Source organism: Caballeronia terrestris (assembly GCF_001544515.1).
Lineage (GTDB): Bacteria > Pseudomonadota > Gammaproteobacteria > Burkholderiales > Burkholderiaceae > Caballeronia > Caballeronia terrestris.
The window spans coordinates 263,380-273,982 of the sequence record NZ_FCOL02000004.1; the positions used below are offsets into that span (position 1 = coordinate 263,380).

Sequence of the window (10,603 nt, forward strand, 5' to 3'; positions counted from 1 at the left end):
GTGCCAAAACGGCGGGCAGGCGCCGTGCATCCGTGTGAGCGTTTATAATCGAACGCTTTGCTGGATCAGCCGAAGCTCGTGTCCTAAGCAGCACCCCACCACCGACCATCCGCTATCGTGAGAGTCTTTCGCGGCTTACCCAATGCCGAGAGCCGGGCGCCCTGCGCACTGACCATCGGCAACTTCGACGGTGTCCACCGCGGCCACCAGGCGCTGCTCGCGCACGTGCGGGCCGCCGCCGACGCGCGCGGCCTGCCGGTCTGCGTGATGACCTTCGAGCCGCATCCCCGCGAATTCTTCAATCCGGCCGGCGCCCCGCCGCGCATCGCCATGTTGCGCGACAAGCTGGAAGCGCTGCGCACGAACGGTGTCGATCGCGTGGTGGTCGAGCACTTCAATCACACGTTCGCGGGACAGTCGCCGGATACGTTCGTCGAGAACATCATCGTGAACGGGCTGCATGCGCGCTGGGTCATGATCGGCGACGATTTCCGCTACGGCGCCAAGCGCGCGGGCGATTTCGGGTCGCTGAAGGCCGCGGGCGAGAAATACGGCTTCGAAGTCGAGCAGATGGCGACCGTCGCGCATCCGAACGGCGCGCGTATTTCGTCGTCGTCGGTGCGCTCGTCGCTGGTCGCGGGCGATCTCGATGCCGCCCGCGTCGCGCTGGGGCGGCCGTACGTGATCAGCGGGCACGTCGTGCATGGCGCGAAGCTCGGCCGCGATCTCGGCTTCCCCACGCTCAACCTGCCGATCGCCCACAAGCGGCCGGCGCTCGCGGGCATCTTCGTCGTGCGCGTGCACGGGCTCGGGCCGGAACCGCTGCCTGCGGTCGCGAGCCTGGGGTTGCGCCCGACCGTCGACGATTCGGGCCGCGTGCTGCTCGAAGTCTTCGTGCTCGACTGGCACGGCGACGCTTACGGCAAGCTCGTGCGCGTCGAATTCCTGAAGAAACTGCGCGACGAGGAAAAGTACATCGACCTCGAAACGCTGACGGCCGCCATCGCGCGCGACGTCGCCCAGGCGCGCGAATACTTCGCGGCGGGCGGCGTGCGGATCGATTCCGAAAGCGGCCGCACTCACAACAGCGCCAGCGGCTTCGCCACCTCGGCGACCGATCGAATTAGGTGAGCGCGCGGCGCTTCGTTCTTGCGCGCCGCCCGCTGCCTCGTCTGCCGATCCACGGCGCGCCTCGCCGACAGAACGTGAGGCGCCGCCCCACAGCATTCACACTGAGTCATCCATGAGCGACAAGAAAGCCTCTTCAAAGCCTGACGCCAAGCCGCAGTCGAAATACCCGGTCAACCTGCTCGACACGCCGTTCCCGATGCGCGGCGACCTGCCCAAGCGCGAGCCGGCCTGGGTCAAGGAATGGCAGGACAAGAAGATCTACGAGAAGATCCGCGCCGCGAGTCAGGGCCGCGAGAAGTTCATCCTGCACGACGGCCCGCCCTACGCGAACGGCGACATCCACTTGGGCCACGCGGTCAACAAGATCCTGAAGGACATGATCGTCAAAGCGCGCAACCTCGCGGGCTTCGACGCCGTCTACGTGCCAGGCTGGGACTGCCACGGCATGCCGATCGAGATCCAGATCGAAAAGCAGTTCGGCAAGTCGCTGCCGGCCGCCGAAGTGATGCAGAAGGCGCGCGCCTATGCCACCGAGCAGATCGAGAAGCAGAAGGCCGGCTTCCGGCGCCTCGGCGTGCTCGGCGACTGGGACAACCCGTACAAGACGATGAACTTCACGAACGAAGCCGGCGAAATCCGTGCGCTCGGGAAGATTCTGGAGAAGGGTTACGTGTTCCGTGGCCTGAAGCCGGTGAACTGGTGTTTCGACTGCGGCTCGGCATTGGCTGAAGCCGAAGTCGAATACAAGGACAAGACCGATCCGACCATCGACGTGATGTTCGCCTTCGCCGAGCCGGAAAAGACCGCGCAGGCGTTCGGCCTCGCCGCGCTGCCGAAGGCGGAGGGCGGTATCGTCATCTGGACGACGACGCCGTGGACCATCCCCGCGAACCAGGCGTTGAACGTCAATCCGGAGATCGTCTACAGCCTCGTCGATACGCCGCGCGGCCTGCTGATCCTCGCCGAAGAACGCGTCGAGGAGTGTCTGAACAACTACGGCCTCACCGGCACGACCCTCGCGACCGCCAAGGGTGACAAGCTCGCGAACCTGCGCTTTCACCATCCGCTCGCGTCGGCGCATCCGGGCTACAAGCGCACGGCGCCCGTCTACCTCGGCGAATACGTGACGACCGAAACCGGCACGGGCATCGTGCATTCGTCGCCGGCGTACGGCGTCGAGGACTTCGTGTCGTGCAAGGAGCACGGCATGGCCGACTCCGACATCATCAACCCCGTGATGGGCGACGGCCGCTACGTCGAATCGCTGCCGCTCTTCGGCGGGCTGTCGATCTGGAAGGCGAATCCGCAGATCGTCGAGGCGCTCGAAGGCGCGAAGTCGCTGCTGAAGTCGGAAAAATACACGCACAGCTACATGCACTGCTGGCGCCACAAGACGCCGATCATCTACCGCGCGACGTCGCAGTGGTTCGCCGGCATGGACGTGAAGCCGAACGATTCCGCGAAGACCCTCCGCGAAACCGCGCTGGAAGGCATCGAGGCGACGGCGTTCTATCCGTCCTGGGGCAAGCAGCGCCTGTACAGCATGATCGCGAACCGTCCCGACTGGACGCTTTCGCGCCAGCGCCAGTGGGGCGTGCCGATGGCGTTCTTCGTGCACAAGGAAACGGGCGACCTGCATCCGCGCACGCTGGAATTGCTGGAGGAAGTGGCGAAGCGCGTCGAAGTGAGTGGTATCGAGGCATGGCAGACGCTCGATCCGAGCGAGTTGATCGGCGGAGACGCCAACATGTACGAGAAGAACCGCGACACGCTCGATGTCTGGTTCGACTCCGGCACGACGCACTGGCACGTGCTGCGGGGCTCGCACAAGGATTCGCTGCAATTCCCGGCTGATCTCTACCTCGAAGGCTCGGATCAGCATCGCGGCTGGTTCCATTCGTCGCTCCTGACCGCGTCGATGCTCGACGGCCGCCCGCCCTACAATGCGCTCCTGACGCACGGCTTCACCGTCGATGGCGAAGGCCGCAAGATGTCGAAGTCGCTGGGCAACGGCGTCGATCCGCACGAGGTGTCGAACCGGCTGGGCGCGGAAATCATCCGCTTGTGGATCGCGTCGACCGATTATTCCGGCGAGCTCGCGATCTCCGAGGAAATCCTGAAGCGCGTGACGGAGACGTACCGGCGCATCCGCAACACGCTGCGCTTCCTGCTCGCGAACCTGTCGGACTTCGATTTCGAGAAGGACGCGCTGCCGGTCGAAGACTGGCTCGAACTCGACCGCTACGCGATCGCGCTCGCGCAGAATCTGCAGGACGACGTCCTCGCGCACTATGAGAAATACGAGTTCCACCCGGTCGTCTCGAAGCTCGCCACGTTCTGCTCGGAGGACCTGGGCGGCTTCTATCTCGACGTGCTGAAGGACCGTCTCTACACGACAAAGCCCGATTCGCGCGAACGCCGCGCCGCGCAGACCGCGCTGTATCACATCGCGCACGGCCTGCTGCGGCTGGTCGCGCCGTATCTGTCGTTCACGGCGGAAGAGGCGTACAAGGTGCTGAAGCCCGGTCAGGACACGATTTTCACCGAGGTCTATCACGCGTACCCGCAGGTGCCCAACGCGGGCGAGTTGCTCGACAAGTGGACGCTCGTGCGCTCCGCGCGCGGCGACGTCACGAAGGCGCTGGAAGAAGCGCGCACGGCGAACGCTATCGGTTCGTCGCTGCAGGCCGAAGTCGAAGTACGCGCGAGCGGCGCGCGCTACGACGCGCTCGCGAGCCTCGGCGCGGACCTGAAGTTCGTGCTGATCACATCGGCGGCGGCGCTTGTGAAGGTCGAGAGCGAAGCGGACGAAGGCGTCGAAGTCGCGGCATCGAAATATCTGAAGTGCGAGCGCTGCTGGCACTACGTCGCGGACGTCGGCGCGAACGCCGAGTATCCGGGCCTGTGCGGGCGCTGCTTCTCCAACCTCTTCGGCTCCGGCGAAACGCGGAGCGCAGCATAATGGCAAGAACGATGGTGAAACAAAGCAGTGGTTCTCTCGCGCCGTGGCTCGGCATCGCAGCGATCGTCATTCTCTTCGATCAGTTGACGAAGATCGCCGTCGCGCGCGTGTTCGCTTACGGCGAGCCGCACGCGCTCACGCCGTTCTTCAACCTGCTGCTCGTCTATAACCGTGGCGCTGCGTTCAGCTTCCTCGCGGCTGCCGGCGGCTGGCAGCGCTGGGCGTTTACAGCGCTCGGCGTCGCTGCGGCAATCGTGATCATTTATTTGCTCAAGAAGCACGCCGCGCAGCGCATGTTCTGCACGGCGCTCTCGTTCATCATGGGCGGCGCGATCGGCAACGTGATCGACCGGCTCGCGTACGGTCACGTGATCGACTTCCTCGATTTTCACGTCAATACGTGGCACTGGCCGGCGTTCAATCTCGCCGACAGCGCGATCTTCGTCGGCGCCGCGCTGCTCGTGTTCGACGAGTTGCGGCGCGTGCGCGGATCGAAATAACGCGGTTGCCAAGGCGCAAATAAGGCACGCGCGCTCGCGGGAAACGAACAAGCGGAGGCATGTTGGACACGGCAGAACTCACAGGAAAACACCTCGTACTCGGCCTGACGGGCGGCATCGCCTGCTACAAGATCGCCGAGCTGACGCGCCTGCTCACCAAGGCGGGCGCGACCGTCCAGATCGTGATGACCGACGCGGCCACGCAGTTCATCACGCCCGTCACGATGCAGGCGCTTTCCGGGCGCCCCGTCTACACGTCGCAGTGGGACGCGCGCATCGCGAACAACATGCCGCACATCGATCTCTCGCGTGAGGCGGATGCGATCGTGATCGCGCCTGCTTCCACCGATTTCCTCGCCAAACTCGCGCACGGCATGTGCGACGACCTGCTCTCGACGCTGTGCATCGCGCGCGATTGTCCGCTGCTCGTCGTGCCCGCGATGAACCGCCAGATGTGGCAGAACCCGGCGACGCAGCGCAACGTCGCGCAACTGCGCGGCGACGGCGTCGAGGTGCTCGGCCCGGATTCCGGTGCGCAGGCGTGCGGCGAAGTCGGCGACGGGCGGATGCTGGAGCCGTCGGCGACGTTCGAGGCGATCTGCGCGTTCTTCCAGCCGAAGATCCTGCGCGGACGCCGTGTGCTGATTACCGCCGGCCCGACGTTCGAGCCGCTCGATCCGGTGCGCGGGATCACGAACCGGTCGTCGGGGAAGATGGGCTTTTCGCTCGCGCGCGCGGCCGCCCAGGCCGGCGCCGACGTGCACCTGATCGCCGGGCCGGTCGCGCTGGAAACGCCGTGGGGCGTGTATCGCGAGGACGTGCAGACCGCGCGGCAGATGTACGACGCCGTCATGCACGCGACGCCCGACACCGATATCTTCATCGCGGTGGCCGCCGTCGCCGACTGGCGCGTGGATCACGTGAGCGAACACAAGATCAAGAAGACGGCCGGCCAGCCGCTGCCGGCGTTCAACTTCGTCGAGAATCCGGACATCCTCGCCTCCGTTGCGAAGTTGCCGAATCCGCCGTACTGCGTCGGCTTCGCGGCGGAAAGCGGCGATCTCGACGTGCACGGCGAAGACAAGCGCGTGCGCAAGAACGTGCCGCTTCTGATCGGCAACCTGGGCCCGCTGACGTTTGGCCGCGACGACAACGAAGTCGTGCTGTTCGAGGCGTCGGGCAAGACGCGTCTTCCCCGCGCCGACAAGAAGCTGCTCGCGCGCACGCTGATCGGCGAGATCGCGAAGCGCGCGCCGCGCGTCGGCGGCGATTCCTTGCTGTCATAGAGACGGCGCCATGACGAAGCTCTCCGTCCTCGACCAGACGCCGGTCATCCACGGCCACACCACCGCCGACGCCATCGCGGCCACACTCGAACTCGCCCACCTCGCCGACGATCTCGGCTACACGCGCTACTGGTGCGCCGAGCATCACGGCTTGCGCGGCGTGTCGAATCCTTGTCCTGAAGTCATGCTGGCGCGCATCGGCAGTTTGACGAAGCGCATCCGCATTGGGTCGGGCGGCGTCATGCTGCCCTACTACAGTCCGTTCAAGGTCGCCGAGCAGTTTTTGATGCTCGAAGCACTGTTTCCGAACCGCGTCGATCTGGGCGTCGGACGCGCGCCCGGAGGCGATATGCGCACGGCGCAAGCAGTCGCGGCGGGCGATTACAACCGTGGCGACATCTTCCCGCAGCAGGTCGCCGATCTCGTCGGCCTGTTCAACGGCGCGCTGCCCGACGATCACATCGCGAACGGCGTGCTGCTGCAGCCGCAGATCGCAACCCGGCCCGAACTGTGGATGCTCGGTTCCAGCGACTTCGGCGGATTGCTCGCGGCGCAGCTTGGCATCCGCTTCGCGTTCGCGCATTTCATCAACGCGCAGTACGGGCATCGCGTGGCCGAGGCGTATCGCGAGCGGTTCACGGCGGGCAACGAAGCAAAGCCGTATCTCGCCGCCGCCGTGTTCGTCATCTGCGCCGATACCGACGACGAATCCGCCGCGCTGGAAAAAGCCGTCGATTTGCGCCGCGTGCAGATGGCCTACGGCCTGAACATGCCGATTCCGTCGATCGAACAGGGCGCCGCGCAGCACTACGGCGAGCGCGAACTGAACGTGATCGCGCGCGAGAAGAACCGCAGCATCATCGGAACGCCGGAACGCGTGACCGCTGAACTCCACGCGCTGCAAGAGCGTTTCGACGCCGACGAACTGATCGTGCTGACCGTCGCGGGCAGCTATCGTGCGCGCCTGCGCTCCTATCAACTTCTGGCCGACGCCTTCGAGCTCGGCCGCTCCGACTGAACTCATGAAACTCGACGTCAAGATCCTCGATGCGCGCATGCGCGACTTCATGCCCGCCTACGCCACGACCGGCAGCGCGGGCCTTGACCTGCGCGCGTGCATCGACGAGCCGCTCGTCATCGCGCCCGGCGAGACAAAGCTCGTGCCGACCGGCCTCGCGATCCATCTGGGCGATCCGGGCTACGCCGCGCTGATCCTGCCGCGCTCGGGATTGGGGCATAAGCACGGCGTGGTGCTGGGCAACCTCGTCGGGCTGATCGATTCGGATTATCAGGGCCAGTTGATGATCTCGACGTGGAATCGCGGCGATGTCGCGTTCACGCTCAATCCGATGGAGCGTCTTGCGCAGATGGTCATCGTGCCGGTGGTGCAGGCGCAGCTCAATATAGTCGATGATTTCGACGCGAGTGAGCGTGGCGAGGGCGGGTTCGGCAGCACCGGCAAGCACTAAGACTCATCAGACGCGGCACGCCGCCGCGTACATCCGTATCACCTGCCGCACGCGATCTTGCGCGATCGCGTGCGGATCATCGGCGGCGAGTGCGCCGTTTCTGACCGCCCAATACTGATCCGGCAAATACTGGCTCAACAGATTCTCCGGAATCCGCACCGCCGACAGATTGTCGAGCAGCCTCTCTGCCGCCGCGGCGATTGCGTCATCGGTCCAGTAATAGCGCACGCGATCGCTGTAGCTGTAGGTGCGCAACACGCGCTGCTGCTGCGAGTCGCCGTGGTAATACTTCTCCCAATAACCGGGCTTCGCGAGCATCACGCGCTCGACCACCGCGCGCAGATTCGAGCGCCGCGATTCGTCGATCAGTTGCGATTCGATGTCGGCGAGTGCGAAAAGCGCCTCGCGCAACGCGAACGTCACGCCCGGGCCGACTTTCAGGATGCGAAAGCCATCGCGGACTAGCGCGCTCAGTGCTTCGGGCGTCTGGTAATCGGTCGAATGCGCTTCGTACACCATGCCCGGCAGATCATCGAGCGCGCTTTTCAAGTTCGTAGCCCGCTCCGGCCGATAGTCGATCACCTTCGTATGATCGAACTCGACGCCCGGCTGCACCACGAGCGCGATCACGCGCGGCCAGGCGTCATCGAGACCGGACGCGCGCCACGCTTCGCGGTGCACCCGCGCCGTTTCCAAAGCCGCTTCGCGCGAAGTCGGTTCGACGGCTTCCAGTTCCTCCGCCGCGCCGCCCGGCACCGGCACTTCGGTGCCAATCACGTAGACGGGCGCAACGCTCAAACCCTCGCGCTTCACCGCCGCCTCTGCGACCGCGCACAATCGCGCCGCGCGCGACGCGACGATTGCATCCGACAATCGCTCGGGATCGTCCGCGCAGGGCATGCTTGTGTCGAGGTGGATCTTGGTGAAGCCCGCCGAGGCGTACGCATCGATCAACGCATCGGCGCGCTGCATTGCCTCGGCTGTTGGCAGATGCCGCCACGCGTTCGGCCCGAGATGATCGCCACCGAGAATCAGATGCTCCCGCGCAAACCCGACGCGCTCCGCGATCTCCCGCACGAACGCTACGAAATCCGCCGGTTTCATGCCGGTGTAGCCACCGTACTGATCGACCTGATTCGATGTCGATTCGATCAAAAGCGGCGTCTGATCCGCCAGCGCCTGCCGCATCGCGGCCGCGAGTACCCACGGATGCGCCGAACAGATCGAATAGACGCCGGCAAGACGCTCGGCCGCCGGATGCCCGTTGCTCAAACGCGCGACAATATCGCTCATGGTGCCACTCCGTTTGCGCGCAGGAACGCGTCGAGTTGGGCGAATGTCGCCGTGCCTTCCATCGGGCCCTTCGCGCCGACTGCCAGCGCACCGCTCGCGCACGCGTAGCGCAGCGCGGCGCCTGCGTCCATGCCTTGCGCGCGGCACGCGACGTAGGTCGCGCCGAAGCAATCACCCGCGCCGGTCGGATCGATTTCTTCGACTTCGAACGCCGCGTGGTGTTGCTCGCCGTCGGCGTCGTAGAAACTGCAGCCTTGCGCGCCGCGCTTCACGACCACTTCCTTTACGCCGCGTCGCAACAGTTCGTCGATGGCGCCGCGCTCCGTCGTCGCGCTTGCGAGCAGCGTGACTTCGTGGCCGCTCGGCAGGAACACGTCGGTGTAGTCGAGGATGAAATCGAGCGCGTCGCGCATCTCCGGAATCCGCAGCATCTCCTTGCGGATGTTCGGGTCGAAGCTGACCGTGCCGCCGTTCGCCTTCACCGTTTCGATCGCCTTCTTCATCGCCTCGATGATCCGGAACGAGAACAGCGACGAGCCCATCACGTGGAAATTGCCGCAGCCGACGAGCAGGTCGGCGCGCAGGTTCGCGCTCGACAACTGCGCCGACGCGCTGTTCGTAATGTTGTAGATGAAGTCGCGATCGCCGTCCTCTCGGTAGGTGACGAACGCGCTGCCGGTCGTCGCGTCCTTCAGCACGGCTATGCCGGAGACATCGACGCCATCGCCGCGCAGACGCTCGATGTTGAGCGCGCCGAAGTCGTCGTCGCCGACGCAGCCGATGAGCGCGCAGTGGCTGCCGAGTTTCGCGACCTGATCGATGAAGATCGCGGGCGCGCCGCTCGCGTACGGGCCGATCAGCGTGCCGGGGCGGCGGAAGCTCTGGCCGCGCTCGGTCGCCATGATTTCGACGAGGATTTCGCCCATCGCGACGATGGAGCCGGGTTTGCGTTCGAGTTTGGACATGGTTCGCTTGGGTTAGGAACGGGATTCAGAATGCGGACGGAATTCGACGACACCCTCTTCCCGCCGATGCATGTGCAATCCGGCGTGCTGAAATGCTTCGACGAGGGCCGGATCGATCGCGTCGTCGATGACGATTCCGTCGAGTTCCGACAGACGGCAGACGACTTCGCCCTCCCCGATCTCCGGCCGGTACGACAACGCGACACAACGTTTCGACGCCTTCAGCGCCGCGCGGAATACGGGTGCGAGCCGCGCGTCGGCGCAGACGAGATTGCCTTCTCGGTCGATGCCGCTCGCTTCGATCAACGCGATGTCGAGCGGGCGCGCCGCGACTGAACGCTCGGCGTCGGGGCCGGTGAGGATCGTCGAATCGCCTTCGAGCGCGCCGCCCGTCAGCCGCAGCTCGCAGTTCACGAAGCGCTGCGCGGTCGCGACCATCGCGAGATCGTGGAGCGTTAGCGCTAGATTCGAGCGGTCGGCGAGCAGCGGCAGCACCTTGTGCGTCACGACGCCCGCGCCGATGAAAAGCGACGCATGATCGTCGATGAAATCCGCGGCCGCGCGCGCGATCGCCATGTCGATGGATTTGCGCTCGCCGTCCAGCGCGGTAGCGGCGCCGCGCGCGCTGCCGGCCGAAGCAGCAGGTTGCTGCGCGAGATAACGCGCCTTGCCGAACGAGCGCACGAGATAGCGCTGCGCTTCGAGATAGCTGAGGTCGGAGCGGATCGTGACGCTCGACACGTCGAACGCCTGGCTCAGTTCATCGACGGACACCTCGCCGCGCTTCCTGACGAGCTCGACGATTTGTAGCCGGCGATGCAGCGAATTCTTGTGGGCAAGCATTGGGATGACGCGACGTTCTTTCTTTCGTTACGAAAGATTATAGTTTCGAATCGAAAGTCACGTAAAGCGATTTTTGCGATTTGGGCGCTGGCGTTTACCCACAGCATGAAACGCACAGGCGAAAAAAAAGCGGCACGGGGAAACCGTGCCGCTT

9 protein-coding genes are annotated in these 10,603 nt (G+C 65.0%); 6 read left to right on the top strand and 3 right to left on the bottom strand.

Features of this window, described 5'->3' with window-relative positions; all coding sequences use genetic code 11:
• Positions 1 to 117: 117 nt before the first annotated feature.
• The 6 genes from AWB67_RS05910 to dut all read left to right on the top strand — a co-directional run bounded on the left by AWB67_RS05910 (position 118) and on the right by dut (position 7,348).
• A complete protein-coding gene (locus AWB67_RS05910) occupies positions 118 to 1,131 on the top strand; it encodes a bifunctional riboflavin kinase/FAD synthetase (RefSeq protein WP_087655289.1) in 1,014 nt (337 codons plus the stop codon).
• Positions 1,132 to 1,243: 112 nt separating this feature from the next.
• The gene (gene ileS, locus AWB67_RS05915; RefSeq protein ID WP_087655290.1) at positions 1,244 to 4,093 is read left to right on the top strand and encodes an isoleucine--tRNA ligase; all 2,850 of its coding nucleotides are present in this window, start codon (positions 1,244 to 1,246) and stop codon (positions 4,091 to 4,093) included.
• Entirely contained in the window at positions 4,093 to 4,593 is a 501-nt protein-coding gene (lspA, locus tag AWB67_RS05920; protein WP_087655291.1) for a signal peptidase II, read from the top strand. Before ileS ends, lspA begins: the two co-directional genes overlap by 1 nt.
• Positions 4,594 to 4,655: 62 nt before the next feature.
• Entirely contained in the window at positions 4,656 to 5,879 is a 1,224-nt protein-coding gene (coaBC, locus tag AWB67_RS05925) for a bifunctional phosphopantothenoylcysteine decarboxylase/phosphopantothenate--cysteine ligase CoaBC (protein ID WP_087655324.1), read from the top strand.
• A 10-nt stretch (positions 5,880 to 5,889) separates the two neighbouring features.
• Positions 5,890 to 6,897: an LLM class flavin-dependent oxidoreductase gene (locus AWB67_RS05930; RefSeq protein WP_087655292.1), complete on the top strand. Its 1,008-nt coding sequence runs from the start codon at positions 5,890 to 5,892 to the stop codon at positions 6,895 to 6,897.
• 4 nt (positions 6,898 to 6,901) lie between these two features.
• Positions 6,902 to 7,348: a dUTP diphosphatase gene (gene dut / locus AWB67_RS05935; RefSeq protein WP_087655293.1), complete on the top strand. Its 447-nt coding sequence runs from the start codon at positions 6,902 to 6,904 to the stop codon at positions 7,346 to 7,348.
• Between the two features lie 6 nt (positions 7,349 to 7,354).
• On the opposite strand, the gene AWB67_RS05940 is transcribed toward dut, so the two are convergent.
• From AWB67_RS05940 to AWB67_RS05950, 3 genes are read right to left on the bottom strand one after another with little or no spacing between them, the layout of a single operon-like run.
• A complete protein-coding gene (locus AWB67_RS05940; RefSeq protein ID WP_087655294.1) occupies positions 7,355 to 8,641 on the bottom strand; it encodes a D-tagatose-bisphosphate aldolase, class II, non-catalytic subunit in 1,287 nt (428 codons plus the stop codon).
• Positions 8,638 to 9,606, bottom strand: coding sequence for a tagatose kinase (locus AWB67_RS05945; protein WP_087655295.1), 969 nt, complete (start codon positions 9,604 to 9,606; stop codon positions 8,638 to 8,640). Before AWB67_RS05945 ends, AWB67_RS05940 begins: the two co-directional genes overlap by 4 nt.
• A gap of 12 nt (positions 9,607 to 9,618) precedes the next feature.
• The gene (locus AWB67_RS05950) at positions 9,619 to 10,449 is read right to left on the bottom strand and encodes a DeoR/GlpR family DNA-binding transcription regulator (RefSeq protein WP_087655296.1); all 831 of its coding nucleotides are present in this window, start codon (positions 10,447 to 10,449) and stop codon (positions 9,619 to 9,621) included.
• Positions 10,450 to 10,603 lie beyond the last annotated feature (154 nt).

Excerpts from the sequence above, each read along its gene's own strand:
- ileS (WP_087655290.1), top strand. The coding sequence starts at position 1,244 with ATGAGCGACAAGAAAGCCTCTTCAAAGCCTGACGCCAAGCCGCAGTCG.
- lspA (WP_087655291.1), top strand. The coding sequence starts at position 4,093 with ATGGCAAGAACGATGGTGAAACAAAGCAGTGGTTCTCTCGCGCCGTGG.
- AWB67_RS05930 (WP_087655292.1), top strand. The coding sequence starts at position 5,890 with ATGACGAAGCTCTCCGTCCTCGACCAGACGCCGGTCATCCACGGCCAC.
- dut (WP_087655293.1), top strand. The coding sequence starts at position 6,902 with ATGAAACTCGACGTCAAGATCCTCGATGCGCGCATGCGCGACTTCATG.
- AWB67_RS05940 (WP_087655294.1), bottom strand. The coding sequence starts at position 8,641 with ATGAGCGATATTGTCGCGCGTTTGAGCAACGGGCATCCGGCGGCCGAG.
- AWB67_RS05945 (WP_087655295.1), bottom strand. The coding sequence starts at position 9,606 with ATGTCCAAACTCGAACGCAAACCCGGCTCCATCGTCGCGATGGGCGAA.
- AWB67_RS05950 (WP_087655296.1), bottom strand. The coding sequence starts at position 10,449 with ATGCTTGCCCACAAGAATTCGCTGCATCGCCGGCTACAAATCGTCGAG.